The 24,497-nt window shown below is 69.5% G+C and carries 28 protein-coding genes; 17 read left to right on the top strand and 11 right to left on the bottom strand.

From position 1 onward, the window contains the following. Positions 1-105: 105 nt before the first annotated feature. Complete coding sequence (locus tag EDD29_RS25210) at positions 106-963, bottom strand: VOC family protein (protein WP_123666789.1); 858 nt, start codon at positions 961-963, stop codon at positions 106-108. 141 nt (positions 964-1,104) lie between these two features. On the opposite strand from EDD29_RS25210, the gene EDD29_RS25215 reads away from it, so the two are divergent. Both EDD29_RS25215 and EDD29_RS25220 read left to right on the top strand, forming a co-directional pair. After that, a complete protein-coding gene (locus EDD29_RS25215; protein ID WP_123670666.1) occupies positions 1,105-2,532 on the top strand; it encodes a FadR/GntR family transcriptional regulator in 1,428 nt (475 codons plus the stop codon). Between the two features lie 72 nt (positions 2,533-2,604). Further along, the gene (locus tag EDD29_RS25220) at positions 2,605-3,108 is read left to right on the top strand and encodes a hypothetical protein (protein ID WP_211359889.1); all 504 of its coding nucleotides are present in this window, start codon (positions 2,605-2,607) and stop codon (positions 3,106-3,108) included. Here EDD29_RS25220 and EDD29_RS25225 read toward each other — a convergent pair. The 4 genes from EDD29_RS25225 to EDD29_RS45680 all read right to left on the bottom strand — a co-directional run bounded on the left by EDD29_RS25225 (position 3,086) and on the right by EDD29_RS45680 (position 5,212). Next, positions 3,086-3,775, bottom strand: coding sequence for a phosphatase PAP2 family protein (locus EDD29_RS25225; protein WP_123666791.1), 690 nt, complete (start codon positions 3,773-3,775; stop codon positions 3,086-3,088). The genes EDD29_RS25220 and EDD29_RS25225 overlap by 23 nt on opposite strands. Positions 3,776-4,043: 268 nt before the next feature. Then, the gene (locus EDD29_RS48205; protein ID WP_170201560.1) at positions 4,044-4,181 is read right to left on the bottom strand and encodes a PGPGW domain-containing protein; all 138 of its coding nucleotides are present in this window, start codon (positions 4,179-4,181) and stop codon (positions 4,044-4,046) included. A gap of 116 nt (positions 4,182-4,297) precedes the next feature. Beyond that, the gene (locus EDD29_RS25235; protein ID WP_123666793.1) at positions 4,298-4,906 is read right to left on the bottom strand and encodes a cadmium resistance transporter; all 609 of its coding nucleotides are present in this window, start codon (positions 4,904-4,906) and stop codon (positions 4,298-4,300) included. A 144-nt stretch (positions 4,907-5,050) separates the two neighbouring features. Next, a complete protein-coding gene (locus tag EDD29_RS45680) occupies positions 5,051-5,212 on the bottom strand; it encodes a hypothetical protein (protein WP_170201561.1) in 162 nt (53 codons plus the stop codon). A gap of 437 nt (positions 5,213-5,649) precedes the next feature. On the opposite strand from EDD29_RS45680, the gene EDD29_RS45685 reads away from it, so the two are divergent. Further along, positions 5,650-6,273, top strand: a complete 624-nt coding sequence (locus tag EDD29_RS45685; RefSeq protein WP_170201562.1) for a TetR/AcrR family transcriptional regulator — start codon at positions 5,650-5,652, stop codon at positions 6,271-6,273. A 187-nt stretch (positions 6,274-6,460) separates the two neighbouring features. Here EDD29_RS45685 and EDD29_RS25245 read toward each other — a convergent pair whose 3' ends face one another. Continuing rightward, on the bottom strand, positions 6,461-7,537 hold the full coding sequence (locus EDD29_RS25245) for a zinc-dependent alcohol dehydrogenase (protein WP_211359890.1): 1,077 nt from the start codon (positions 7,535-7,537) through the stop codon (positions 6,461-6,463). A gap of 530 nt (positions 7,538-8,067) precedes the next feature. Here EDD29_RS25245 and EDD29_RS25250 point away from each other — a divergent pair. The 3 genes from EDD29_RS25250 (at position 8,068) to EDD29_RS25255 (ending at position 10,678) form a co-directional block, all read left to right on the top strand. Then, entirely contained in the window at positions 8,068-9,573 is a 1,506-nt protein-coding gene (locus EDD29_RS25250; protein WP_211359891.1) for an MFS transporter, read from the top strand. A gap of 117 nt (positions 9,574-9,690) precedes the next feature. Then, positions 9,691-9,834 (top strand): hypothetical protein, encoded by a 144-nt coding sequence (locus EDD29_RS45690; protein ID WP_170201563.1) that lies wholly within the window; start codon positions 9,691-9,693, stop codon positions 9,832-9,834. Between the two features lie 193 nt (positions 9,835-10,027). Next, entirely contained in the window at positions 10,028-10,678 is a 651-nt protein-coding gene (locus EDD29_RS25255; RefSeq protein WP_170201564.1) for an Imm1 family immunity protein, read from the top strand. Between the two features lie 106 nt (positions 10,679-10,784). Here EDD29_RS25255 and EDD29_RS25260 read toward each other — a convergent pair whose 3' ends face one another. After that, positions 10,785-11,273: a MarR family winged helix-turn-helix transcriptional regulator gene (locus EDD29_RS25260; protein WP_123670668.1), complete on the bottom strand. Its 489-nt coding sequence runs from the start codon at positions 11,271-11,273 to the stop codon at positions 10,785-10,787. Positions 11,274-11,364: 91 nt separating this feature from the next. Between EDD29_RS25260 and EDD29_RS25265 the strand changes: the two genes are divergently transcribed. The 4 genes from EDD29_RS25265 to EDD29_RS25280 all read left to right on the top strand — a co-directional run bounded on the left by EDD29_RS25265 (position 11,365) and on the right by EDD29_RS25280 (position 15,208). Continuing rightward, complete coding sequence (locus EDD29_RS25265; RefSeq protein ID WP_123666797.1) at positions 11,365-12,879, top strand: MFS transporter; 1,515 nt, start codon at positions 11,365-11,367, stop codon at positions 12,877-12,879. Between the two features lie 297 nt (positions 12,880-13,176). Next, positions 13,177-13,488 carry an ArsR/SmtB family transcription factor gene (locus tag EDD29_RS25270; protein WP_123666798.1) on the top strand — a complete coding sequence of 104 codons (312 nt, stop codon included), beginning with the start codon at positions 13,177-13,179 and terminating at the stop codon, positions 13,486-13,488. Then, the gene (gene arsB / locus EDD29_RS25275) at positions 13,488-14,594 is read left to right on the top strand and encodes an ACR3 family arsenite efflux transporter (protein ID WP_123666799.1); all 1,107 of its coding nucleotides are present in this window, start codon (positions 13,488-13,490) and stop codon (positions 14,592-14,594) included. The genes EDD29_RS25270 and arsB overlap by 1 nt, the downstream gene beginning before the upstream one ends. A gap of 212 nt (positions 14,595-14,806) precedes the next feature. After that, the gene (locus tag EDD29_RS25280; protein WP_123666800.1) at positions 14,807-15,208 is read left to right on the top strand and encodes an arsenate reductase ArsC; all 402 of its coding nucleotides are present in this window, start codon (positions 14,807-14,809) and stop codon (positions 15,206-15,208) included. 69 nt (positions 15,209-15,277) lie between these two features. Here the strand turns inward: EDD29_RS25280 and EDD29_RS25285 are convergent, their stop codons facing one another. Both EDD29_RS25285 and EDD29_RS25290 read right to left on the bottom strand, forming a co-directional pair. Continuing rightward, a complete protein-coding gene (locus EDD29_RS25285) occupies positions 15,278-15,982 on the bottom strand; it encodes a cation efflux transmembrane domain-containing protein (protein ID WP_123666801.1) in 705 nt (234 codons plus the stop codon). Next, entirely contained in the window at positions 15,979-16,347 is a 369-nt protein-coding gene (locus tag EDD29_RS25290; RefSeq protein WP_246052998.1) for an ArsR/SmtB family transcription factor, read from the bottom strand. Before EDD29_RS25290 ends, EDD29_RS25285 begins: the two co-directional genes overlap by 4 nt. A gap of 737 nt (positions 16,348-17,084) precedes the next feature. On the opposite strand from EDD29_RS25290, the gene EDD29_RS25300 reads away from it, so the two are divergent. Then, a protein-coding gene (locus EDD29_RS25300) for an IS3 family transposase (RefSeq protein WP_123666804.1) occupies positions 17,085-18,283 on the top strand; the annotation gives its coding sequence in 2 pieces (ribosomal slippage) (positions 17,085-17,334 and positions 17,334-18,283; 1,200 coding nt in all). 300 nt (positions 18,284-18,583) lie between these two features. Here EDD29_RS25300 and EDD29_RS25305 read toward each other — a convergent pair. After that, complete coding sequence (locus EDD29_RS25305) at positions 18,584-19,123, bottom strand: ATP-binding protein (RefSeq protein ID WP_123666805.1); 540 nt, start codon at positions 19,121-19,123, stop codon at positions 18,584-18,586. Positions 19,124-19,668: 545 nt separating this feature from the next. Between EDD29_RS25305 and EDD29_RS25310 the strand changes: the two genes are divergently transcribed. The 4 genes from EDD29_RS25310 to EDD29_RS47120 all read left to right on the top strand — a co-directional run bounded on the left by EDD29_RS25310 (position 19,669) and on the right by EDD29_RS47120 (position 22,129). Next, positions 19,669-20,895 (top strand): helix-turn-helix domain-containing protein, encoded by a 1,227-nt coding sequence (locus tag EDD29_RS25310; RefSeq protein WP_123666806.1) that lies wholly within the window; start codon positions 19,669-19,671, stop codon positions 20,893-20,895. A gap of 17 nt (positions 20,896-20,912) precedes the next feature. Further along, positions 20,913-21,224 (top strand): 4a-hydroxytetrahydrobiopterin dehydratase, encoded by a 312-nt coding sequence (locus tag EDD29_RS25315; protein WP_123666807.1) that lies wholly within the window; start codon positions 20,913-20,915, stop codon positions 21,222-21,224. 174 nt (positions 21,225-21,398) lie between these two features. Continuing rightward, positions 21,399-21,947 (top strand): MerR family transcriptional regulator, encoded by a 549-nt coding sequence (locus tag EDD29_RS47115; protein ID WP_246052999.1) that lies wholly within the window; start codon positions 21,399-21,401, stop codon positions 21,945-21,947. Between the two features lie 38 nt (positions 21,948-21,985). Beyond that, positions 21,986-22,129: a hypothetical protein gene (locus EDD29_RS47120; protein WP_246053001.1), complete on the top strand. Its 144-nt coding sequence runs from the start codon at positions 21,986-21,988 to the stop codon at positions 22,127-22,129. Positions 22,130-22,261: 132 nt separating this feature from the next. On the opposite strand, the gene EDD29_RS25325 is transcribed toward EDD29_RS47120, so the two are convergent. Further along, on the bottom strand, positions 22,262-22,621 hold the full coding sequence (locus tag EDD29_RS25325; protein ID WP_123666808.1) for an ArsR/SmtB family transcription factor: 360 nt from the start codon (positions 22,619-22,621) through the stop codon (positions 22,262-22,264). A gap of 77 nt (positions 22,622-22,698) precedes the next feature. Here EDD29_RS25325 and EDD29_RS45695 point away from each other — a divergent pair, with 77 nt between their 5' ends. Next, complete coding sequence (locus tag EDD29_RS45695; RefSeq protein WP_170201565.1) at positions 22,699-22,863, top strand: hypothetical protein; 165 nt, start codon at positions 22,699-22,701, stop codon at positions 22,861-22,863. A gap of 25 nt (positions 22,864-22,888) precedes the next feature. Further along, on the top strand, positions 22,889-24,472 hold the full coding sequence (locus EDD29_RS25330; RefSeq protein ID WP_123666809.1) for an FAD-dependent oxidoreductase: 1,584 nt from the start codon (positions 22,889-22,891) through the stop codon (positions 24,470-24,472). The last annotated feature ends 25 nt before the right edge of the window (positions 24,473-24,497 follow it).

Below are 24,497 nucleotides of genomic sequence, written 5' to 3' on the forward strand. Positions count from 1 at the left end.
TGTCCGTCCGCGGTCGGCGCCGCCGACGCACGCCGGAAAGCCGGAACGGACGCCGGGACTCCCTCGCGGGTCCCGGCATCCGTTCCGGCCTCACCCTCCTCCGGGCTACGGGGCCGGGGGCGGCGTGAACTTGTGCCCCCAGAACGCGCCCTCGGTGATCTCGTAGGTCGGCTCCTCCCGCTCGACCCGCAGGCCGTTCCAGCCGAACTCGATGGCGTAGAACTCGGGCGAGTAGACGTAGAACGACACCATGTGGTCGTTGGTGTGCTTGCCGAGCGTGTTCATCATGGGGATGTCGAGGTCGGCCGCCCGGTCCAGGGCGAGCCCGACGTCGTCGAGGCTGCCGGCCTCGACCATGATGTGGACGAGCTGACCCGGCCCCGGCCGCGGGGCGATGCCGAAGGTGTGGTGCCGCGCGTTGCACCCCATGAAATAGGTCGGGCCCGCGGTGTTGCGCTCGACGAACCCCAGCACCCGCGTGTAGAAGTCGAACTCCTGCGCCACGTCCTCGGCGGTCACGATGACGTGTCCCATCCCCATGTCACCGGTGACGAACCCGCTGGTCACCAGCGGGGTCCAGGGACGGACATGATCGAGGACGGGGCCGTAGAACAGCTCGACCGGGTTGCCCGCGGGGTCCTGGAAGCGAACGAACCCGTTGACCCGCCGCTCGGCGCACTCGGCCTCGGTGCCCGCCGTCACCTTGATGCCCTCGCGCTCGACGGCGGCCGCGACCTCGGCCAGGTCGCGTTCGTGCATGACCTCGAAGCCCATCGCCGTCATCGCCGGCTCGTCCCCGGGCGAGACCACCAACCGGGGCGGATAGTGGTCCAAGCGGAAGTAGACGGACTCCGGATCGTCTCCCTCCACTCGCATGAGACCGAGGAAGTCCTCTCCGAACACTTTCCAAGCCGCCGTGTCCGGAGCTTGCAGTCGCACGTATCCGAGCGATCGAATTCCCATATCCGCTCCTCTCGAGAATGAACCGACCGCCAAGCTAACAGCGGGCTCGGAATTCCACCGGCGTCCGTTCCGCTGACCGGAAAGGCATGGAAATGGGCTACCCTTGGGCGCATCTCGACGAGCATGGGAGCGAGCGGCCTGATGACGATCACCGGACGGGCGACTCCCGCACCGACAGGGCCGGAGAAGCTCGCGACGCAGATCGCCCGCCGTCTCGAGGAAGAGATCATCGAGCGGGGATGGCCGGTCGGCGAGATCCTCGGCACGGAAGCCGAACTGCGCGAGCAGTTCGGGGTGTCCCGGTCGGTGCTGCGCGAGTCGATCCGGTTGCTCGAACACCACCACGTCGCGCGCATGCGGCGCGGCCCCAGCGGTGGTCTGGAGGTCTGCGTTCCCGATGTCTCCCCGGCCACCCGCGCACTGGTGATCTACCTGGAGTACGTGGGAACCAGCATCGAGGACCTGCTCCGCGCGCGGCAGTTGCTGGAGCCGCTCGCCGCCCGGCTCACCGCGGACAGACTGACCGAGGAGGGCGTCGAACAGCTGCGGGCGAAGATGCGCCGGGAACGGTCACGTACCGAGGACCCCACCTCCGCCGACTTCCATGTCCTGCTCGCCCGGCTCTCCGGGAACGCCGTGCTCCAGCTGTTCGTGGCGGTCCTGGCGCGGCTGACCTCCCGCTACGCCCAGACGTCCCAGCGCACCTCGAAGTCCGCGGTGGAGGCGGCCAGAACCGCCGCCATCGACCGCCACGCCGAGATCGTCGAAGCGGTGATCGCCGGAGACGCGGCGGCCGCGCAGACCCGGCTGGGCGCGCACCTCGACGAACTCGGGGCATGGCTGCTGGCGCACCGGGTCCGCCGCCCGTCCCCGCGGATGCGGTCCCGGCCGGCCGACCCCGACCCGGACGACGACAACGGCCGCAAACTCGCCGAGGTCGTCGCCGGCCGGATGCACGACGACATCGTCAGCGACGGACTGCAGGTCGGCGCGGTGTTCGGCGCCGAATCGGATCTCCTGACCCGCTATGGCGTCAGCCGTGCCGTCCTCCGCGAGGCCATCCGCATCCTCGAGCACCACAGCGTCGCCCGGATGCGCCGCGGGAACGGCGGCGGACTCGTCGTCCTGGCGCCCGACCCGACGGCGAGCATCCACACGATGGCGCTCTACCTCGACTGTCAGGGCATGAGCCCCGACGACCTGGGGGCGGTCCGGGAGGTGATCGAGCTGGGCTGCGTACAGGCCGTCAGCACCACCATGCCGTCCCCCGAAGCCGCCTCCCGCCTCTGCGCGTCCCTCGACCGCACCGGAGAGGACGGCTTCGGCGACCTGTTCCACACCGAACTCGCCGACCTGACCGGCAACCCGGTCCTCACCCTGTTCCTCCGCATCACCACCGAGCTGTGGGCAGGGCACGGACGCACCGACCCGTCCGCGGTCCTCGTCCCCGCGACGGACCTCCGGCACGTCCACGGCAAGATCGTCGACGCCGTGCTCGCCGGCGACGAGGCGCTCGCCCAGCACCGCATGCGCCGCCACCTGCGGAACCTCCCGGCCCTGTGGCACTAGCGGACTCCTGCGCGTTCCGGTCATCGGGACCGCTCCAGGACTTCGACCGCGCGGATATGCGACCGTGCGGGCATGACCACATCGAGCAGCGCGGCCGATGCCGTCGTGGCGGGGCGTGAGCCGGGCCGGGGCCAGGATTCCGAGCCGTCTTCCCCGCCCGTGGATCACGGCGCCATCCGGCATCGCCTCATCACGATGCGCAGGTCGATCGGCCAGCTCAGGTCGCTCGGCCCGGTCGACACTGTGCGCTGGGACCTGGACCCGGCGACCGGGCTCGTCGTCGAGCGCATTCTGTCGCTGCTCCTCGACCAGGCGTTCATGATCAACCGCCATGTCGCCGAAGCGGTACTCGGCGAAGCTCCGCGGACGGCCGCCGGGTCGTTCGAGGCCGCTCAGCGTGCCGGGCTCATCGACCTCTCGCTGGTGGCCGCCATCGTTCCTCCGGACGGCCCGCACCACGTCCTCATGCAACTCCACCTGGACTCCGACCCGACCCAGATCGCCGCGATCGTCGCCGCCGCCCTGCACGAGTACCAGGAGTACGTGCGCCAGATCACCCGCTGGACGGCGGTCTGACCGGACGCACGGCGGGTCGAGGGCGCTCCACCCGGAAGACGATGCGCAGACCCAGCCAGGCGAGCACGATGCCGAGCGACCATCCGGCGACGGCGTCGGTGGGCCAGTGGTAGCCGAGGGTGACCACGGCGACGGCGACCAGCAGCGCCCATCCGTGCGCCACCACCTGGAGCCGACGGGAGGCCGCCAGGATCGCGGGAATGAACGTCAGGCAGGCGGCCGCGTTGGCCGCGTGCCCGGAGGGGAACGATGCGGCGCCGGAGAACAGTTCGTCCACGCCGTCCAGGGGCGGGGTACGGCCCAGTGCGAGCTGCATGGTTCGGATGATCAGCTCGGTGGCGACCAGCCAGAGGCCGCCGCACACGAGCAGCCGCACGCTGCGTGCCCGCCAGGCCGCCCACGCGGTCGCCAGCGCCGCGGCCGTCCCGATCAGCCAGTACTGGCCTCCCATGACGACCGTTCTCCAGACGGTGTGCCCGATGCCGGTCCGCGCGGGGAGTCCGTCGCTGAAGACCGACTGGTCGCCTGCGTGTCGTCCCCCGAACAGCAGTACGTCGACGGTGGTGAGCACGAGCAGCACCAGGGCCAGGGCGGGAAGCGGCCCGAGGCCGACGCGTCGGGTGCGCTGTAGAGACAGGCACCGGCTCAGGCTCGCGGCCCTCGTCATCCCGATCGAGCCTCGGATCGAGGCGTACAGGACGGGCAGGCTGACCTTCGCATATATCCAGGTTCCGTTGCGGTCGGGGATCGGTCAGGTGGTGTCGCCCCGGTTCCGGTCGGGGCACCAGGTGGTCGGAGGCCCGTCACGTGGAGGCGGGCCACCAGCAGACCGGCGAAGACGAGGCCTGCCGCCCATGGCCAGGGCCGGGCTCGGCGACGGGTACCCGGGGGCAGGGCCCTGTCCTCGGCGCGTGCCGCAGCGGCTCGGGCCTTGCTCAGAGCGCGCTGCGCCCCCACGAACTCGGTCGCCAGGACGGCAGACCCATGATCACGGTGAAGATCCCTGGACCTGGCAGGAGCATCAGCACCACGCCCGCGCAGACTACCGTGGCACCGACGGTGAGGACTCCCACGCGCCAGGTGGTGGGCAAGAGCGGGCTGGAGCGCCGGGGCGTGCGCCGGGAAGGACGGCCTGGGGCGGCTTGGTCGACCTCGTCGGTCGGGGACGAGAAGGCCGGGGCCGGAACGGTCAGTGGCCGAGGCCGAAAGCCCCGCCTTCGATGAGGATGAGCAGGCCGATGCCGATCAGGACGACAGGCAGGAGGAGGTGGCCCCAGCGGGTGAGCGCACGGGCCATGAGCGGGCGGGTGGCGAAGAACCGGCCCGCCGCGCACCACACGGCGATCAACGCGAGGAACACCGCGGCGTACACGGCCGTCCCGCCGATCCCGGCGTTGGCGAACACCGGGACGTACACGCCGAGGTTGTCGCCGCCGTTGGCCAGGGTGACGGCGGCGACCCCCAGGATGCCGGGGCCTGCAGCCTTCGCCCCCGTCTCGTCGTCGCCGTCGTCTCGGCCGTCGCGCTTCCCTGCCTGCCAGGCGGCCTTCAGACCCAGGACGAGGGGCAGCAGCCCCAGATAGGGCAGCGCCGAATCGGGCAGGAACGTCGCGCCGAACCCGGCGGCGATCGCGAGACCGAGGATCGCGGCGAAGCCGAGATACTGGCCGATCACGATCCGGCGGCCCGCGCCGGCCCGCCCGGTCGCCTGGGCGTAGAACAGCGCCAGGATCAGGATGTCGTCGATGTTGGTGACGGCGAACAGGCCCGCGGCCTGCCCGATGACGCCCAGGCTCATTCCTCGTCCTGCCGGGAGACCGGACGGAGCGTGGAGGCGGCCATCGGAGACCGTCCGATGCCGTGGAAGCGGAGGCGCTGCATGATCGATGAGCCCTTGGGTAGTTGTGGCGAGGGAAGGAGCAGGCGCGGCTCGGAGCGCTGATCAGCGGTCGAGCAAGGGGCGCGCCGCCATCGCCTGGACGAAGCGCGAGGGCATGGTCACGTCGTCGGACACCGGTTCCTCGGAGCCCGGCTCGTCCTGCGCGGAAAGGTGCCACCCGTCTCCCGCGGAGACCGCGACGGCTCCCCGGCTGCTCCGCACCATCGAGCGCTCCAAGGTCCAGTTCCGTTCGGCCTCATCTTACGGTCGCAAATGTGGTTCAAAAGGTTGAAATGACCACCGCGAAGATCCTCTCAGACGGACGCTGCTCCGCCGCTCCCAGAACCGACCCGGCGAGGACGTCGGCGGTCCGGTGGAAGCCGGATGGACGCGGCCGACCGCGGCCGCGCATGACGGTTGGCCAGCCCGCGGGGAACCTGTTCCTCCCCGGTAGGGATATGGCACGGTACGGGGAAAGAGACCCGGGATGTTCACCCACCGGCAGGCCATGCCCATTAATGGAGATTCCTTACTCGAAAGAGATCCGGCACGGCACACGGAACACACAGGGACGGAATCTCGAATTTCCATCGCAAGTAAATTATGAACCATTTTCGGATACCGGGCCAGGAATTTACCGGCGCAGGTCTTACCATGGCCTCATGACCGAAGTCCCAGATGACGACCGGGTCACGCAGGCCGCCGCTCGGCTGTTCGCCTCGCTGGGATACGATGGCGCGACCGCAGACATGATTGCGGAGTCCGCCGGGGTCGATCGTTCGACCATCGAATCCATGGGCGGCAAAAGCGGGCTGTACCACAGAATCCTCCAGACCTCATTTGACGAGCAGATGCTTCTGTTCGATGAGGTCGAGAAGACCTTCACCCCCGGACTCCGAGGACTGCAGCGCTTCACGGAGGAGATCGTCGAATACTACTTCGACCATCTCGATATCGCCGCGATCTGGCATCATCGGATGATGGCCGATGCGGCCGATCTGCAAGACATCGAAGCCCGTTTCAGGGATCCCGCGGTACGACGCGCGGCGGCCATCGTCGGAATGTCCACAAGTGACAACCCGGATTACGAACTCGTCCACACCGTAGGCGGCTGGTGCATATATGGGTTCTTCATGCAGGGCATCCCGACGAACGGCGGCCCGCCCTTGACCGCGCAGACACCGGAAGGGCGGGTCAAGTTCCGATCAATGATGATCCGCCTTCATGATCTTCTGGAGCGGGGCGGCCTATCCGTCGGCGGCACCGACACGGAGACCTCGGTATAGGCCATCGAACGTCCGGCACCGAACGCCATGACGGAGCCGCCACTTCGCGTCCGGCCATGACCCGGCTCACCTCGAATCTCGCCCAGCGCAGGTGCCGGTGAAGGTCCGCGCGGTCGGCGAGCCCGTCCGGTCTCCTCCGTGGGTTTCCCGAGGAGACCGGAGCCGGTGCCCGCCGAGGTCTCTCGGATCAGCGGGGATCGTCGAAGGTCACGATGACCTTTTCGGCGGCGCCGGGGGTGAGGGCGAGGGCGTAGGCCCGGTCGACCTCGTCGAAGGGAATGCGGTGGCTGATGAGGTGGGCGAACTTCTCGCGGTGCTCGGCGAGGGCCGGTGCGGCCTCGAAGATCTCGGTGGGGTAGCCCTGGGAGGCGATGAGGGTCAGTTCACTGCGGAGCATGCCGGCGAGGTCGATGGTGGCCGAAGGCTTCTGAACGGCGACCATGACCATCTTCGCCTTCCACTTCGCGGCCGCGATGACGGCGTCGAAGACGGCAGGCGCACCGGCCGCGTCGATGTAGATGTCGGTCGCGGCGCGCGATTGCCCGAGTGCGTTGACGGCGCCGCCGTGCTCGTCGGTCAGGCGCGCGGTCACGTCCTCGGCGCCGGAGTCGATGACGGCGTCGGCACCGAGGCGGAGGGCAGTTCCGAGCCGTTCGGTGCGCACGTCGGCGACGACGACGTTCTCGACTCCGCGCAGTTTCAGCCAGATGAGCACGCCGAGCCCGATCGGCCCGGCGCCGAACACGACGACCTTGTCTTCGGGTCGGGCCTCGGAGCGGTTGACGCAGTGGAGTGCCACCGCCATCGGCTCGTTCAGCGCGGCGATGTCGAAGGGCAGGTCGGCGGGCACCGTGGCGAGGTTCGCGCCAGAGGCGGCGTCCTCGACGAGCAGGTACTCGCGCATGCCGCCCAGGGCGCCCCCGCAGCCGATCAGCCCCGACGGGTGGCCATGGCCGCTGACGACGACGTGGTCCCCGGTCTGGAAATCGGTCACTTCCGCGCCCAGTTCCACGATCTCCCCTGCGGCCTCGTGGCCGAGGTGCAGCGGAATCATCGACCCGCCGGGGCCGAACGGTATGCCTCCCATGCGCAGGAACTCGGCATCGGTGCCGCAGATGCCGCAGGCCCGGATCCGCACGACCGCGTCGCGCGGACCGCAGACGGGCCGGTCCAGCTCGACGACCTCGACCATGCCGACGGGGCCTGTCCGCACGGACCTCATCGTCGAGGGACGGGCCGTGATCCGGGTGGAGGTGGTGGTCATGATGTGTTCCCTTTGCGGGTGGTGTCGGGAGATGACGAATCAGGTCTGCTCGTTGTGTTCCGATGTCCACGATCCCGCTCCTGCGATCCGCTGAACATGGAGCGGACCCCCCGGTCAGGGGTGTAGCCGCCTCCACCTCGCTCACGAGCGTCGATGGGCGCTCCTGATCCGCGCCTCCGCTGAGAGGGAGGACGCGAGCGTGCGAGCTCAACGGGCGGCATCCCCGGCGACACACCGGCGCCGGTTCGCCTGCCATCAGGCCTTCGGACCCGGGATGGACGGAGGGCGGGACAGTCGTCGTTTCCTACAAGGGAACGTTCGTTACTTTAGATGGGATCCAGGGTCGCGCAAGACCCGTCCGACAGTCAAGGACAACCCCATCCCCCATGCTCGGCGCACGAAATTCGGAACCGAGGCTTGACACGCGATTGTTGTCCCGATCACACTCTGGACGTTGTACCGATCATACGTTCTGTTCAACAGAACAGTGTCGGAGATCCCCACGTAGCACGCAAGCGTTCTGTGCAGGCATGGCGCAGGGCGCAGACCCCCAGACGAAAGCGGCGGAGATGTCACTCACCACCCCGGCAGAAGCCGATGCCCGGCCACTGCGCCCTCTCCCGTTCACCATCGGGATCCTGATCCTCGCGGCCATCGTCAGCTCGTTCGAGTCGACGATGATGTACACGGCGCTGCCGGAGATCATCGAGCACTTCGACACCACTCCCGGCAATGCCGGGTGGATCCTCACGAGCTTCCTCCTGGTCGGCGCGGCCTCGGCGGCCATCAGCGGCAAGCTCGGCGACGCCTTCGGCCGCCGCAACCTCCTGATCGTGGTCCTCGCCGCCTCGACCATCGGCTCTCTCGTCAGCCTCGCCGCCGACAGCCTTGCGATGATCATCGTCGGACGGGCGATCCAGGGCCTCGCCGGCGGACTCATCCCGCTCTGCATCGGAGTCCTTCGGGAGACCGTCCCCAGGAAGAGCCTTCCGGTGGCCGTCGCCGTCGTCGCGGGCGCGGCGATGTGGGGCGGGGCGGCCGGCAACGTCGTCTCGGGCAACATCGTCGACGCCTGGGGCTGGCACTACACCTTCGTCGTCGCCGCCGCCCTCGCGGCCGTCAGCGCCATCGGCGCCTGCTTCCTGCCGCGGCCCGTCTTCAAGTCGGGCCTCGAGCGGATCGACTGGCTCGGCGGGGTCCTGTTCGCCCCGGGCATCGGGCTCGCTCTGTACGGCGTCCACGAGAGCAGCGAGTGGGGCTGGACCAGCGGCAAGACGATCGGCTTCATCCTGGGCGGCCTGGTGATCCTGGCCCTGTGGGTCGCGTGGGAACTCCGCGTGGACGCTCCGCTGATCAACATCCGGTTCTTCCTCAACCGCAAGCTCGGCCTGACCCTGATCGCCTCGGCCCTCGTCTCGTTCGGCACCTTGGGCGTCTCGGGATTCGTCGGCCAGATGATCATGCAGTCTCCGGAGTCGGCGCCCGTCGGATTCGGGCTCAGCGCCGGGACCGCCGGCGCGCTCTCGTTCGGCATCGGACTCATCGGATTCGTGCTCTCCCCGCTCAGCGGCCGAATCTCCCGGAACAACCGCTCGCGCAACGCCTTCGTCATCGGCGCGTTCCTCGGCATCGCGGCCGCCGCGCTCTCCGCACTCCTGCTCGACAGCCTCGTAGGATTCGTGATCTCGCAGATCGTCCTGACCGGCGCGACGAGCTTCATCCTCAGCTCGCTGCCGAACCTGGTCGTCGAAGGCGCCCCGGACGCCAACACCAGCGAGGCCCAGGGCGTCTACATGGTCACCCAGACCGCCTTCGCCGGTGTCGGCAGCTCGATCGGCACCGTGCTGCTGTCCCAGTTCCTCATAGAAGGCACGCACTTCAGCTCGCGCGCCGGATACAACACGGTCTTCGCGATGGTCGCGATCGCCACCGCGGTGGCACTGCTCGTCGCCCTGTTCATCCGGGTGCGCCCTCAGGGAACGGACGATGTCGAAGACCCCCGCTTGAGCCCCGTCGCCGTACCGGACGCCGTCTAGCCGGAACCAGGGACCCGAGGTGTTCCGTCGAGTGCGCCGCGGCACTCGACGGAACACCTCGGGTCATGCGGGCAACGGCTCTGCGGCGTGCCCGGCACGACGAGCCCGCCCAGGCCCATGACCTGGTCGTTCGCGACGTTCAGCCGGGTGGCGCCGTGCCGGCCAGCCGGCTCGCCTTCGGGCGCGCTCCTGGTCGGCGCCTCTGTCCTGCGCGGCCGCCGACCGCAGACCGACGGGACCGCGGCCGACCTGGTGGTCTGAGTCGTGCGGCGGGGATCCCGGCGGCCCGGATCCCCGCCTGCCCGCCCCCGTGCGGGCCTCCGCGGGAGGGCGGCCTCTGGCGGTCTTCCCAGCACCGCCCGGCTAGGATCCGACGGCCGGCTGATCAGCGAGGCCGATCAAGGAACTCGGCGGGGCCTCAGCCGGAGCAGTTCGGATGATGAAGGACCGGCTCTTGAACCTGCACGTCGAGATGGACAGGTCGCGGTACTTCTCCGTCTCGTGGGAGCGGGCGGAGAAGCTGATCGGTGAGGTGATGGGCGACCTTCCCGACCTCCGGCCGCCTGGGTCGCCCGAACCCGGCAACGAACAGGTGCCGCCCGAGGTCTTGGAGGCGTTCGCGAAGCTCCCCGAGCTGAACCGCCCCTACGGCGGCACCGTGGCGTCCTTCGTCTTCGATGCTCCCGACCGCGACCTCTATCAGTGGTCTTACGACAGTTGCCTGATGGTCGCGTTCAATGCCATGACCGGGTACGGGGCCTTCCTGTGGGTGGCCCGTGCTGAGAGCGGGCTGCACATCGATCCGGGCGAACCCGAGCACGTCTGGTGGCTCTCCGATGGCTCCTGCCCGCCCAGCACCGACCCGCACGTACGCAATCCCTTGCAGACGCCCCCGTACCACGACCCCCGGTGCGCCCTTCCGGCACCGCAGGTGCGCGCCGTCCTCGAAGAGTTCTGCCGCACGGGCAGCGGTCACCGACCCACCAGCATCGAATGGACCCCCGGCGACGGCTACGGGCAACGCCTCGACGGCCCCCGCCTTCTTCCCGCCCCCGCCCAGGAAGGCATCGACCACCTCGTCATCTCCGACGACCCGTGGAGCTAGGCGTCTGGGGGATGGGCGGCTCAGGCCACCCGACACCAGCGCCTTCTCCACCGTCCGTCGGCCCACGTTGTACGGAGGCGTGACCAGGCGGCCGGTCTGGGCCGGTTCAGCGTTCCGCGGGCGGGCCGGGCGGGTCGGCGGCGAGCTGGGCGTCCATGGTGGCGCGCAGGTCGGCGAGGAAGGTCTCGAACCGGTCGAGCAGGTCGGGTGGGTAGGCGGACATGACGGTGTCGACGCGGCCGGACATGGGTCCGAAGAAGTCGTCGGCGAGGCGCTGGACGCGTTCGCTGCTGTGCAGGGTGACGATCCGCCGGTCGGTGTGCTCCCGGGTGCGGACGACGTGCCCGGCCTGTTCCAGCCGGTTGAGCAGGGCGGTGGTGGCCCCCGAGGACAGGGAGACGCGCTCGCTGAGGCGGGCGGGGGACAGCGGCTGCCCGCGTTCCTCGGCGCCGAGGATCTGCAGGAGGGCTTCGGCGTCGGTGGAGTGCAGTCCCAGCCAGGCGGCGAACCTGCGGCTGAACTCCCGGTAGGTGGCGCCGTAGCCGCGCAGGCTCTCCAGCAGCCGCTCGTACTGCGGCTGGAGCGGCTCGCTCATGCTGCCCTCGTCCTTCTCGTCGTAGTCGTTTGACAACCTATCGCCACCGAACTACCTTCACCACGAAGTTACTTCATGATGGAGGTTTCTAGTGTCGCGTGATCCGTCCCCGGCTTCCCGCGAGGCGGCCGAGCCCTATCGGTGGCGCTGGCTGATCCTCGTGGTAATGATCGTCGCGGAGATCATGGACCTGCTGGACGCCTCGATCGTCAACGTCGCGGGCCCGGACCTGGAGAAGTCCCTGGGCGCCGGTTCCGTCGGACTGCAGTGGGTGATCGGCGGCTACGCTCTCACCCTGGGCGCCGGTCTCGTCCTGGGCGGCCGGCTCGGCGACCGGTACGGGCGGCGCCCGATCTTCCTGGTCGGCCTGGCGGCCTTCACCGCGGCGTCGCTGCTGTGCGCGATCGCGCCGAGCATCGGGGCGCTGATCGCCTTCCGCCTGCTGCAGGGCGCCGCCGGAGCGATGCTGCTGCCCCAGGGGCTGGGACTGCTGCGGGAGAACTTCTCCGGCCCCGAGCTCACCAAGGTCTTCGCGATCTTCGGCCCGGTCCTCGGCCTGGGCGGCATCATCGGCCCGGTCCTGGGCGGCTTCCTCATCGAGGGAGACTTCTTCGGCCTGGGCTGGCGGTCGGTGTTCCTGATCAACCTGCCCATCGGCATCGCCGCGCTCATCACCGCCGCGAAGTTCGTGCCCAAGAAGCCGGGCGACCGCACCGTCCGGGTCGACCTGACCGGTGCGGCCCTGGTCGTGACGTCCTGCGCCCTGCTGGTCCTGCCGCTGAACCAGGGGCAGGAGGACGGCTGGCCGCTGTGGACCTGGCTGTGCGTGACCGCCTCGGTGATCGGTTTCGGCGTGTTCGCCTACCAGCAGCGCCGCACCGCCGCCGCGGGCCGCCAGGCACTGATCGCCCCGGCCCTGCTGCGCAAGCCCGCCTTCACCGTCGGACTCGGCGGCATCGCCCTGTTCTTCGGCGGGCTCATCGGCACCCAGCTCGTGCTGACCCTGTTCCTCCAGATCGGCCGGCACTTCACCGCCGGCGAGGCGGGCCTCGGCAACCTGCCCCTCGCGATCGGAACGGCGATCGGCGGCGCGCTCAGCGGCGCGTTCCTCGCCGACAAGATCGGCCGCAAGGTCCTGCAGATCGGCTCCCTGGTCCAGCTGGCCGGCGCGGCCGTCCTGTGGTTCGAACTCGACGGCCTCACCACCGCCTCCTTCTCCATCTGGGACATCGCTCCCGGCATCGCGATCGCGGGCATCGGCGCCGGCATGGTGATCGCCGCGCTGTTCAGCTTCATCCTGGCCGCCGTCGACGACGACGAGATCGGATCGGCCTCCGGCATCCTGTCCGCGGTCCAGGCGATCGGCGGGTCCATCGGCGTCGCGATCTTCGGCTCGGTGTTCTTCGCTCAAGCCAGAACCGGCGACTTCACCACCGGATTCCACCACGCCCTCCTCGTCCAAGCCTGCCTGCTGATCACCTTCCTCGCCATCACCTTCCTGCTCCCCGAGAAGGGCCGCCCCGAAGACGAACAACACGGCATCACCCACCAGCCCTCCACCGACACCGACACCGACACCGACACCGCACAACACGCCACCGTGTGACACACGGGCCGGGAACCACCATGAGACCTTCGATCCCCGCCCTCGCCCGTCCCACGTCGCCGCGGAAAGCGGCGCACGTACGCGTGGTGAACCTGGGGGAACATCGCCCTGGCCGTCAAACGGGGGGATGCTCACAGGCGGGTGCGGTTGCCGCGAGTCGGCGCTGTCGTGACGGGCGCGACGCCGTCGCCGCCGTGGCTGGTGCGGGAGCAGGTCTTACACCCGCGATCCTCAGCGGCGGCGCCTATCAATCGACGCCCAGACGTTGTTATCAGCACAGGCTGATAACATCAGTTTATGCTGACATCAGTCCAGACTGATCTGTTGCGGGTCCTGGCCGACCCCCTGCGGATGCGGATCATCACGCTGCTCGCCCGCGAGACGCTGTGCACGACGCACCTGGTCGCCGAGACCGGAGCACGCCAGACGAACCTGTCGAACCACATGAAGGTGCTGCGCGAGGCCGGCGTCGTCGACACCGAGCCGTGCGGCCGGTTCACCTACTACCGGCTGCGGCCCGAGGTCATCGAAGAGCTGTCCGGCGTGCTGGGCGACCTCGCCGCGACCGCGCGGCGGACCGCCGAGACCGGCCGCCGGAGGTCCTGCTGATGTCCGTCACCCAGAAGACCGCGACAGGGGACGGCGAGGCGTCGGTCGTCGCGAAGCTGTCCACGCTCGACAGGTTCCTCGCGGTGTGGATCCTGCTGGCGATGGCCGCCGGGCTCGGCCTCGGACGGCTCGTCCCCGGACTTAACGACGTGCTCGCCAAGGTCGAGATCGGCGGGATCTCCCTGCCGATCGCGCTCGGCCTGCTGATCATGATGTACCCGGTGCTGGCGAAGGTCCGCTACGACCGGCTCGACACCGTCACCGGCGACCGCAAGCTCATGCTCTCCTCGCTGGTCGTCAACTGGCTCATCGGCCCCGCCGTCATGTTCGCCCTCGCCTGGCTCTTCCTGCCCGACCACGCCGAATACCGCACCGGGCTGATCATCGTCGGGCTCGCCCGGTGCATCGCCATGGTGATCATCTGGAACGACCTGGCCTGCGGGGACCGCGAGGCCGCCGCCGTCCTCGTCGCGCTGAACTCGGTGTTCCAGGTGCTCGCGTTCGGGCTGCTCGGCTGGTTCTACCTCGACCTGCTGCCCGGCCGGCTCGGCCTGGGCGAAGGCGAATCCCTCGACATCTCGCCATGGAAGATCGCCGCGAACGTCCTGGTCTTCCTCGGCATCCCGCTCGTCGCCGGTTTCCTGACCCGTCACCTCGGCGAGCGCGAGCTCGGCCGCGAGCGCTACGAGAACGGCTTCCTGCCGAAGATCGGGCCGGGGGCGCTGTACGGGCTGCTGTTCACGATCGTCGTGTTGTTCGCCCTCCAGGGCAAGACCATCACCTCCCGGCCCTTGGACGTCGCACGGATCGCCCTGCCGCTGCTCGCCTACTTCGCGATCATGTGGTTCGGCACGTTCCTCCTCGGCAAGGCCATCGGCCTGCCCTACGACCGCACCGCCACCCTCGCGTTCACCGCGGCGGGCAACAACTTCGAGCTCGCCATCGCGGTGGCGATCGCGACGTTCGGGGTCACGTCCGGCCAAGCGCTCGCCGGGGTCGTCGGGCCCCTCATCGAGGTGCCGGTCCTGGTGGCGCTGGTCTACGTCTCACTGGCGCTGCGGCGCCGCTTCGCCGGGAGCGGCAACGCTTCGCCGGGCAACGCCTGACCGCCCTCGCGCAAGCCCAGGGCCACGCCCCCAAGGCCGTGCCCGAGATCTCGTTCGTCTGCACCCGCAACGTCGGCCGCCCCCAGATGGCGGCGGCCCTGCTCGCCTCCCACGCCGTGGGCCGCGTCCACGTCCGCACCGCCGGAACGGCTCCGCGAACTCCTCACCGAACCCGACCTCGCCGCAACGCCCCGACCCTGAAAGGCCACACCATGTCCGGCAAGCCCAGTGTCCTGTTCGTCTGCGTCCACAACGCGGGCCGCTCCCAGATGGCCGCCGCCTTCCTCACCCACCTCGCCGGGGACACCGTAGAGGTCCGCTCCGCAGGCTCCGCCCCCGCCGACACCGTCAACCCCTCCGTCGTCGAGGCCATGGCGGAGGTCGGCATCGACATCTCGCACGAGACCCCCAAGGTCCTCACCGTCGACGCCGTCCAAGCGAGCGACGTGTGCGTCACCATGGGCTGCGGCGACACCTGCCCGGTCTTCCCCGGAAAGCGCTACCTCGACTGGACCCTCGAAGACCCCGCCGGCCAAGGCGTAGAAGCCGTCCGCCCCATCCGTGACCAGATCAAGACCCGCATCGAAGGCTTGATCAAGGAACTCGGGGTCTGACGCTTCGCACCGGTGCCCGGGACCGCGAGGTCCGGGCAACGGCGAGAACGTCGGAGCGGCGGCCCGGGGTCAGGAGCAGCAGTCGCAGTTCGGCGGGCAGCCTTCGCACGAACCTGCCTCGACGGCGCCGGGCCGGACAGGGACGGCGCAGCAGGCGTCGCCGCGCCAGGCTTCGCGGCCTTCCTTGACCGCGACCGCGGCGATGACCAGGGCGGCGATCGGGTCCGCCCACGACCAGCCGAAGAGGCTGTTGACGGCCAGTCCGACCAGGAGCACGGCGGACAGGTACGTGCACAGCAGGGTCTGCTTGGAATCCGCGACGGCGCTCGCCGACCCCAGCTCCCGCCCGGCACGGCGCTGGGCGTAGGACAGGCCGGGCATGATCGCCAGCGACAGCGCCGCGAGCACGAGCCCGACATCGGAATGCTCTGCTTCTCCTCCGCCGACGAGGGCGAGAACGGAGTCGGCGGCGACATAGGCGGCCAGCGCGAAGAAGGAGATCGCGATGATCCGGAGCGCGCGCTTCTCCCGCCGCTCCACCACGAGCGGGTCCCGGGCGGAGAACTGCCAGGCGACCGCCGCGGCGGAGGCGACCTCGATGACCGAGTCCAGGCCGAACGCGACCAGCGCCCCGGACGACGCGACGGTCCCGGCCGTCAGCGCGATGATCGCCTCGACCACGTTGTAGGTGATCGTCGCGGCGACCAGCAGCCGCACCCTGCGCGCCAGCACCGCCCGCCGCCGCGGGGACGGCCCCAGGGACAGCACGCTCACGCCGTCACCTCGGACGGCTCGCACGAGCCCACCTCGCCGGTACCGCCGGTGCCGTAGGTCGGGCACAGCGCCACGGCCTGGTCGGTGGCGGCGAGGAGCTGCTCGGCCGAGCGCAGCAGGTCCAGCAGCTCCGGCGTCGCGAGGAAGTAGAACGACTGGCGTCCCTCGGCTCGGTAGTCCACCAGCTTGCAGCCGCGCAGGCAGCCCAGGTGCTTGGACACCGTCGACTGCGCCAACCCGAGCTGCCGGGTCAGGTCCACCACCCGCGCCTCACCCTCTGCCAGGCGCCGCACGATCGCCAGCCGCACCGGATCGGCCAGGGAGTGGAACAACGCCGCCGCAGGCGCCAGCCCCGCCACATCCATTCCGCAATCAGAATCAATCGCCATATCGTGATGATATGGCTCATCCGTGATCCGTCAACGGGACGCCTAGAGAGAACATCGCCGCGAGCTGCCCGGTGGTCAGCACCCGGTGCTCCCACACCACGCGCATGATCTCGGCATCCCGCGACGTCACCCGCTCGGCGTCCCTCACCGCCGCCTCGGCCGACGCCCGGAACGGCGAACGCGAGGCCGAACGGATCCGATGAGCCGAAACGATCCTGCGCGTCATGGAGCGGCCTCCGCCATCCGAACCCGTGAAGGCGCCGGACCGTGCCTTCACAGATAAAGCACCTGCGCGGTCCCCGAATCTGGACACCAGCCGGTGGACCTTTACCGAACCGATTCGGCCCGCCCCAGCGCTCGAAGGAGATCGGCAGAGCTTCATCCGCTGACGGCCTGGTGACGCTTCGGCCCATACCCACCGCGCAGGTTCGGCGGGCGTTCAACGGCCGTCAGCACCCCACATCCACAGCAGCAGGAACAGGGCCCGTCGGACAGGGAAGAGGCAGACTGGTGATCTCACGGCCGGAGAGCGAGCAGCGGAGAAGGGTCGGACAGGGGTCGTTCGTGACGCGGAAACGCAACCCTGAGGGCTCGATCAAGCATTCATGAGCATCTTGCTGGATGAATGCGGGTGCACCATCGGACGGTGAGCCGCCCCGAAGGTTCCGGACAGTGGCCCCACTAGAATGGGGTAGTCCGGAAAGGTAAGTGATTTGGCTCGTTCGAAGAGGAATTACTCTCCTGAGTATCGGCAGGAAGCCGCCAGGTTGGTGGTGGATTCTTCCCGTCCGATCGCGCAGGTCGCGAAGGAACTAGGCATCAATGCCGGGACTCTGGCGAATTGGGTGGGTGCGTACCGGCGTGAGCATGCCGGGGAAGAGGCGCCTTTGACGCTCGATGAGCGGGTGCGTTTGAAGGAGCAGGAACGCGAGATCCAGGAACTCAAGATGGAGCTCGAGTTCGTAAAAAAAGCGGCGTTGTACTTCGCGCGGGAGCAGCGGTGACCTCGAGGTACGAGTTCATCGACGCGGAGTACGCCAACCCTTCGGTCGTCGTCGGCGATAGATCGCCGGCAATCGTCCAGATGTGCGCATGGCTGGGTGTCTCGCGCTCGGGATTCTACGAATGGAAGAGTCGGCCGGAGTCCGCGACTGCGCGGCGCCGCGATGAGCTGAAGGCGTGGGTGAAACACTTCTTCGACGTCTCCGATGGGACGTACGGCTATCGGCGGATCCACACCGATCTGGTGGAGCAGGGCGTGCCCGCCGGGCCGGAGCTCGTCCGCTCGGTCATGCGGGAGCTGGGGCTGGAGCCCTGCCAGCCCAGGCCATGGCGCGTCGGCCTGACCGAGCGGGACGGCCAGGCCCACCACGTACCCGACCTCGTGCAGCGCGACTTCACCGCGTCCGCCCCCGGCGAAAAACTCGTCGGCGACATCACCTACGTCGAAACATGGGAGGGCTGGATCTATCTGGCAACGGTGATCGACTGCTATTCCAGAGCCGTCATCGGCTGGGCGATCGGCGAGGACTACAAGACCCCGTTGATCGAGAAGGCGATCGGCATGGCGGCCCGAAACCACCGGCTGGCCGAAGGCGCGATATTTCACAGCGACCGCGGAAGCAATTACATGTCCAGGCAGTTCGCCGACACCCTGCGGCACCTCCGGCTACGGCAATCGACCGGGCGGACCGGAGTCTGCTGGGATAACGCACTCGCGGAATCCTTCTTCGCCGCACTGAAGAACGAGCGCGTCCATCGGACGGAATATCCCACACGAGAACACGCACGCCGGGACATCATCAAATACATCGAGCTCTGGTATAATCCCAGGCGACGGCATTCGGCAATCGGCAACAAGAGCCCGGTCCAGGTCCACACCGAGTACCTGAAATCCCAGCTCTCAGCGTGAACTGACCGCAAATAGAGCTGTCCGGAATCAGCGGGGCACATCACGGGTTGCAGACGCGTCCTACCAGCGCTTCTGCCCGCCGTTAAGGGGCCGGATCATAGTTCGGCCTCCGAACCGTTCACCGATCCGTCCATCGATCCGACCGCCTGCGCCCCCGATGCGCGTTTGCCGCCAACCGGCTCGGAGAAGAGGCTCCGTCTCTCCAGCCAGGGCCGGCGAGACAGAGCCTTTCGCGCGGGTGCTTCCTCGTATCCTGAGCCGCAAGGAGGGCCAGCCTGGTAGCAACAGGCTGGGCCTCCCCTACGGGACGAGGAGCGCGAGTGTCTTCGTCGTGGTGCGTTCGGTGTCGGAGGGAAGGGCGAGGTCGGCCCAGACGAAGTGGCCTCGGTCGTCGCTGCCGCAGGCTCCGGTGGTGACGGCGAGGCGGGCCACGATGCTCAGGCCGCGTCCGCCGAGCGAAATACCGTCGAGGTCCGGGTCGTCCAGCCCTGCGAAGTCGTCCCCTGCCCGGGTGTCGTCTCGTCGAGGGCGGGCTTCTCCGATCAGCCATCCGGCTCCGCCGAGGTCCACGACCCCGATGCGGACGAGCGTTCCGAAGGCGAGCTCCACGCCGAACCAGCCGCCGGGCTCGCCGCTTCGGGTGTACAGGATGCTGTTGTTGGCGAGTTCGTCGATGATGAGCCCGGCGTCGTCCTCTCGCCCGGTTCCGGCGAACAGCTTCTCGACGAGCTTGCGCGCCTCCCGGACCTGTGCGGGGACGCCGGGAAACGTGAAGCGCAGAGCCCCGGGAGGAGTAGCGGACTGCCACCCGATCTCCGATCCCGCGCTGGCGGTGTTCATGGTCGTGTCGCCTCCTGCGTTCGTCTCCCGGCTGGCTGGTGACGACCGGGCTTGAGGGGTGTTCATCGACGGCTCCTTCGGCGAGAAGTGGTTACGGGGCCGGCGGGGCATGAGCACGCGAAAGCGGCATAGACGCCGGAGGCGAGTGGCGCGGTCGTCCAACCGGCCTCAAGCCAGGCGAGCGCAGTCCGGCACCTCGGGTCCCCCGTTCTCCGGTGTTCGGACACGACCCATTGCCGCATACGGAACAGCGCCTGCTCTCTCGTGAGCCGGTCCGCGTCAGAGGCGGCGCGACGTGGCGTCGAGACGTGCCAATGCGTTGCGACTGCTGGAAACGGGGCCATGGACGTCCTCCAGAGGCAGCGGAAGAGCTGCCGTCGCGATCAGGCAGAGAGCCGGGTCGCGAGCGCGTTCGGTAGCTTTATGTGCACGTCCAGTCAATTGCCGACACAGGCTCGACGTCATGGTGATACTGAGGAGACGGAGGTAGGCGCGCGGAGAAACCGGCGCCTACCTGCCTCCACCACTCGCGAAAGGTGCGCGCGATGGCCGCTGGCGGGATGCTGCCGCAGTGGGCGAAACGACTGACGGACGAACGCCGGGCCCGGGGATGGGTCGAGGCCGACCTGGCCGCCGAGCTGAAGCGCCAGCGGTCGGATTTGCCGTCGGCGAAGTCCCTCACCCACATGATCCGGAGCGACTGGGAGACCGGTCGCCACAAGCCCGGCCCCCGCTACCGGATCCTTCTGTCAGCAGCCTTCGACGTCGCGGAAGAGGACCTGTTCGCCTGCCCCTCGACGGCCGCCACCGAACAAGCACCGCCACGGGCGCCCGGGACCGTCGTGGGCATCGCCGAGCCCGTTCCCCACGAGCCGCATCGAGGCCCCGTCGCACCGGAGCTCGTCATGTACTTCCTTGAACAACTCCCCGGCCATTACAAGGCCGACATGTTCCTCGGCCCGCGCCACCTCATCCCGACCGTGGACACCCAGGCCCGCCTGATCGACGAACTCACCCGAGCCGCCGACGCCCCCGTCCGCCAAGGTCTCCTCGGAGCAGGCGTCGCCTACTCCAGCCTCCTCGGCTGGCTCTACCAGGACGCCGGCGACCTGGAGAAGTCAGCCCAGTGGCGCAACGCGGCCCTCGACATGGCCCACCGCTCAGCCGACCCCCAGCTCATCAGCTACGCCCTCACCAACAAGGCCATGCTCGCCATCGACCTGAACGACCGCCACATGGTCCTCGACTACGCCATTGCGGCCCTCGCGGACGAAACCCGCCTCTCCCCGAAAGTCCGCGTCCTCGGCCTCGTCCACCAAGCCCACGGCCACGCCTTCCTCGGTGACCGCGCGTCCACCGACCGCGCCCTCGACGCCGCCGAAGCCCTCCTCGACCAGGTCGACGACGAATACCCCTGGGGCAACTCCTGCCGCCGCACCCCCGGCTACATCGACGTCCAACGAGCCACCGCCTACGTCCGCCTCGGAGCCCACCACGAGGCCATCCGCATCTGGGACCGCCTCCTGCACTCCGCCCCCACGACCGCCCGCCGAGACAACGGCGTCTTCCTCGCCCGCCAAGCCGCCGCCCTCGCCGCCATCCCCGAACCCGAACGCGTCGTAGAGATCGCGACAACCACCGCGACACTCGTCACCGACACCGGCTCAGCCCGCCTCCGCCGAGAACTCCTGGCCCTCCCCACCCACGCCGCCGCCTGGACCTCCACCCCTGCCGGACGCGACCTCGGCGACATCATCGCCGCCATCGCCTAACTCCCCAGGAGACAACCGTGGCCGACCTCGTCCCCCTCACCGACTCCGAAATCACCGACCGCCTCGCCACCCTCCCCGGCTGGTCCCGCGAAGGCGACACCATCACCCGCACCTTCGCCCACACCTGGCACGAATGCATCCATCTAGCGACCTACGTGGCCGCCAAGGCCCGAGAAGTTGGCCACCACCCCGACATCCATATCACCTGGCAACGCATCCGCTTCGTCACCACCACACACGACGCAGGCCACAGACTCACTGCCATGGACTTCGACCTCGCCCACCACATCAACCAGATCGCTCTCGGGCACGGTGCCGAGTCCGCGTAGGGTCCAGAGCGCATGTAGATCATCAGGGATGCATGGGGCTGTGCGGAGCCCCGTACGCAAGTCCAGGCTTACCGTTGCTGGAGGGGGCCTCCTGAGAGTGGTCCAGCGTGAGAGTGGTGGGTGACGTGCGGACCTGGATGCGGGGATGGCCCGTACAGTCAGGTGCCGGAGCCAATGGAGGGGCCGATCGGGTGCACGCTGTCGGCCGGGGCCATGAAGGCGCGGCTGGGCGAGTTCGAGGAGCTGTTCGCCCTGGCGCTGACGCGGGAGCTGCGCGGCGATGTAGAGGAGAGGGCGAGGGCGTCGCTCGCGGCCGAGGCCGAGTGCTGCGCGTCAGTCGGCTTCGACCTCGCGGCTACCGAGGAGGGGCTGGTGGTGACGGCGCCGGCGGAGGTGGGAGCGGCTTTGGACGGGCTCCGGGAACTGGCCGAGGGCAGCGCGTCGGCCGCGCAGGTGGCCGCGGCGAGCGGGCACGAGGGGCTGCCGTCGGGTGAGCTGGCCGCGGGCGTGGACGCCCAGACACTGTGCCACTACGAGCGGCGCAGCCTGCTCGCGGAACCGGAGCGGACCTTGGGCGGGCACCGCCTTCATCCGGTGGAGGCGGTGGCGGTGCTGCGGGTGATCAAAGCGGCCCAGCGGCTCGGGTTCACGCTGGAGGAGGTCGCCGACCTTCTGGAGGCCACCGGCACCGCGGCGATGGCCTGTCCGAGCGGGCCCGCCTGAAGCTCATCGAGGTCGAGGAGCGCATCGTCGACCTGACCGTGATCTCGGGCGCGCTGCGGCAGGCGATCGACGCGGGCTGCGCCGACCTGGTGGAGTGCGCCCAGGCCGGATGCCGCCCGATCCCCTTCACCCCCATCGCAGACCTGCGGCGCAGCACCGAGATTCCGGAGGATGGATCATGAGCAGGAGAGCGTGCGGCGGCAGCGGCTCGGGGCGGGGCGTGCTCGTGCGCAGCCGTCCGCGCTTGAACGTCGACGCGGTGCTACTGGCGACGGGGTTCGGCCCGGCCCGCGGCCGGACCGTGGGGAGTGCGGTCAGGCCGAGGCCGGGAGGGCGAACAAGGTGGACAGGCGGGTGATCGCGTCGGGGACGACGCGGTAGTACACCCAGGTCCCGCGGCGCTCGCCGGTGATCAGCCCCGCCTGGCGCAGGACCTTGAGGTGGTGGGAGATCGTCGGGCCGGACAGGTCGAACGGGGTCGTGAGGTCGCAGACGCAGGCCTCCCCGCCCTCGCTCGCGGCGATCAGGTTCAGCAGGCGCAGGCGCACGGGGTCGGACAGCGCCTTGAACACGCGCGCCAGCTCGGCGGCCTCGTCCTCGCCCAGGATCGGGCCGCTCAGCGGGGCGCAGCACGCCGCGGCCGAGACGTCTTCCAGCTCCAGGAACTTCGACATGCTTCTAATTTGACATCCATCTATCCAGAAAGGCAAACTCGAAGCTACTTAGACAGACTTCGAATCAGGAGATGATCGTGGGGACGCTGCCAGCACGGATCACCCGGCCTTGGACCCGCGCGAACCCTGTCGAGAACACCACGTACAACGAGCGCCGCGGCAGCCAGGTCTGCACCGCCGCCTGCCGTCGAGCCGCCCACCGGGACCGCGTCGTCACCGCGGCGCTGCGCTCGCGTCTTTGACCTACCGAGATCGAAGGAGACGATCATGACCGACCTCGCAGGACCGGGTGAGCAGGGCGGCTGCTGCGGCGTCAGCGCGTGCTGCACCGACGCCGAGCAGGCGCTCGACCCCACCGTCACCGTCACCCAGGCCAAGACCGACGCCGGGTGCGGATGCGTCGAAGACACCGCGCCGGACGGCGAACCGCCGGTCGTCGTCATCGGGGCGGGACCCGTCGGGCTCGCCGCCGCCGCGCACCTCGCCGAGCGCGGGCTCGGCTTCCTCGTCCTCGAGGCCGGGGAGACGGTAGGCGCGGCCGTCGCCGACTGGGGGCATGTGCGGCTGTTCTCGCCGTGGCGGTACGACGTCGACGCCGCCGCCCGCCGCCTCCTTGAGGCCGAGGGCTGGACGGCGCCCGAGCCCGAGGTGCTGCCGACCGGCGCGGACCTCGTCCGGGACTACCTCACGCCGCTCGCCGCCGTCCCCGCGCTGGCCGGACGTATCCGCACAGGCGCGCGGGTACTGGCCGTCACACGTCAGGGCGTCGACACCACCCGCACGATCGGCCGCGACGGGCGCCCGCTCCTCGTCCGCGTCCGCCACGCCGACGGCACCGTCCAGGACGTGACCGCTCGCGCCGTCATCGACGCGTCCGGCACCTGGGGACAGCGCAACCCCCTCGGCCACTCCGGCCTCGCCGCACCCGGCGAGGACGAGGCCGCGCCCCGCATCACCGGCCCGCTGCCCGACGTGCTCGGCCGCGACCGGGAACGGTTCGCCGGGAAGCACACCCTCGTCGTCGGCATGGGCCACTCGGCCGCCAACACCCTGCTCGCCCTCGCCGAACTCGCCGCACAAGAGGCCGGCACCCGGATCACCTGGGCCGTCCGGAACGCTTCGGTCGCCCGCCTGTACGGCGGCGGCGACGCCGACGGCCTGCCCGCTCGCGGCGCGCTCGGCACCCGGCTGAAGAAGGCCGTCGACGGCGGCGAGATCGACCTCGTCCGCTCCTTCACCATCACCGGCTTCGCAGACGGCGCCGAGAGCGTGGACGTGACCGGATCGACCCCCGACGGCGCCCGGACGCTGACCGCCGATCTGGTCGTCGCCGCGACCGGATTCCGGCCCGACCTCGCCATGCTCCGCGAGGTCCGCGTCTCCCTGGACCCGGCCACCGAGGCTCCGATCGGCATCGCCGAGATGATCGACCCGAACTTCCACTCCTGCGGCACCGTCCCCCCGCACGGCGAACGCGACCTCGCCCAGCCCGAGAAGGGCTTCTACATCGTCGGCATGAAGAGCTACGGGCGCGCCCCGACGTTCCTCATGGCCACCGGCTACGAGCAGGTCCGCTCCGTCGTCGCCGCCCTCGCCGGCGACCGCGAGGCCGCCGACGCCGTCCACCTCGACCTGCCCGAGACCGGCGTCTGCTCCACCGGCCTCATCACCGAGGACCTGCTCCCCGGCGCCGAGGCCGGTTGCGGCACGGCCTGCGCGCCCGAGCCTGCCGCCGCGGAGGCGGACTCGTGCTGCGGCAGCGCTCCGCAGCCCGTGACCATCGGCATCGGAGCCCCCGTCGGCTTCGCCACCGGCCGCGCCCACGGCCACTCCGGCGACACCGCCTCCTGACGCCGCCCACCAGCTGAGTCGCCTC

It is taken from the genome of Actinocorallia herbida, assembly GCF_003751225.1.
In the GTDB taxonomy this organism is placed as follows: Bacteria; Actinomycetota; Actinomycetes; order Streptosporangiales; family Streptosporangiaceae; genus Actinocorallia; species Actinocorallia herbida.

Bases quoted from the DNA above. Each gene is read 5' to 3' on its own strand.
- EDD29_RS25210 (WP_123666789.1), bottom strand. From the start codon at position 963: ATGGGAATTCGATCGCTCGGATACGTGCGACTGCAAGCTCCGGACACG.
- EDD29_RS25215 (WP_123670666.1), top strand. From the start codon at position 1,105: ATGACGATCACCGGACGGGCGACTCCCGCACCGACAGGGCCGGAGAAG.
- EDD29_RS25220 (WP_211359889.1), top strand. From the start codon at position 2,605: ATGACCACATCGAGCAGCGCGGCCGATGCCGTCGTGGCGGGGCGTGAG.
- EDD29_RS25225 (WP_123666791.1), bottom strand. From the start codon at position 3,775: ATGACGAGGGCCGCGAGCCTGAGCCGGTGCCTGTCTCTACAGCGCACC.
- EDD29_RS25235 (WP_123666793.1), bottom strand. From the start codon at position 4,906: ATGAGCCTGGGCGTCATCGGGCAGGCCGCGGGCCTGTTCGCCGTCACC.
- EDD29_RS45680 (WP_170201561.1), bottom strand. From the start codon at position 5,212: ATGGTGCGGAGCAGCCGGGGAGCCGTCGCGGTCTCCGCGGGAGACGGG.
- EDD29_RS45685 (WP_170201562.1), top strand. From the start codon at position 5,650: ATGACCGAAGTCCCAGATGACGACCGGGTCACGCAGGCCGCCGCTCGG.
- EDD29_RS25245 (WP_211359890.1), bottom strand. From the start codon at position 7,537: ATGACCACCACCTCCACCCGGATCACGGCCCGTCCCTCGACGATGAGG.
- EDD29_RS25250 (WP_211359891.1), top strand. From the start codon at position 8,068: ATGGCGCAGGGCGCAGACCCCCAGACGAAAGCGGCGGAGATGTCACTC.
- EDD29_RS45690 (WP_170201563.1), top strand. From the start codon at position 9,691: ATGACCTGGTCGTTCGCGACGTTCAGCCGGGTGGCGCCGTGCCGGCCA.
- EDD29_RS25260 (WP_123670668.1), bottom strand. From the start codon at position 11,273: ATGAGCGAGCCGCTCCAGCCGCAGTACGAGCGGCTGCTGGAGAGCCTG.
- EDD29_RS25270 (WP_123666798.1), top strand. From the start codon at position 13,177: ATGCTGACATCAGTCCAGACTGATCTGTTGCGGGTCCTGGCCGACCCC.
- arsB (WP_123666799.1), top strand. From the start codon at position 13,488: ATGTCCGTCACCCAGAAGACCGCGACAGGGGACGGCGAGGCGTCGGTC.
- EDD29_RS25280 (WP_123666800.1), top strand. From the start codon at position 14,807: ATGTCCGGCAAGCCCAGTGTCCTGTTCGTCTGCGTCCACAACGCGGGC.
- EDD29_RS25290 (WP_246052998.1), bottom strand. From the start codon at position 16,347: ATGGATGTGGCGGGGCTGGCGCCTGCGGCGGCGTTGTTCCACTCCCTG.
- EDD29_RS25305 (WP_123666805.1), bottom strand. From the start codon at position 19,123: ATGAACACCGCCAGCGCGGGATCGGAGATCGGGTGGCAGTCCGCTACT.
- EDD29_RS25310 (WP_123666806.1), top strand. From the start codon at position 19,669: ATGGCCGCTGGCGGGATGCTGCCGCAGTGGGCGAAACGACTGACGGAC.
- EDD29_RS47115 (WP_246052999.1), top strand. From the start codon at position 21,399: ATGGAGGGGCCGATCGGGTGCACGCTGTCGGCCGGGGCCATGAAGGCG.
- EDD29_RS25325 (WP_123666808.1), bottom strand. From the start codon at position 22,621: ATGTCGAAGTTCCTGGAGCTGGAAGACGTCTCGGCCGCGGCGTGCTGC.
- EDD29_RS25330 (WP_123666809.1), top strand. From the start codon at position 22,889: ATGACCGACCTCGCAGGACCGGGTGAGCAGGGCGGCTGCTGCGGCGTC.